At 64.3% G+C, this 244-nt stretch carries 1 pseudogene; it reads right to left on the bottom strand.

The annotated features are described in order from the left end of the window. Positions 1-244: pseudogene (locus SB751_RS34275) on the bottom strand (transposase); the annotation flags it as partial.

Here is a 244-nt window from a genome sequence, read left to right on the forward strand (position 1 = left end):
CTGCAATGGGTGGCCACGCAATCCGCGGATCGGCGGAATCGCGTCGATCAGCGGCAGCAATTGCGTGACGTCGTTGACGTTCGCGCCGGTCAGGATCGCGGCGAGCGGCGTACCGTTGGCGTCGGTGACGATGTGGTGCTTGGAACCGGGTCGCGCGCGATCGGTGGGGTTTGGCCCAGTTTTTGGCCTGCCCCAACGGCGCGAATCGATGATGAATCGACGGCGGCTCGTGAGAAGTCGATCT

The sequence above is a fragment of the Cupriavidus sp. SIMBA_020 genome, assembly GCF_046535395.1.
In the GTDB taxonomy this organism is placed as follows: domain Bacteria; phylum Pseudomonadota; class Gammaproteobacteria; order Burkholderiales; family Burkholderiaceae; genus Cupriavidus; species Cupriavidus campinensis.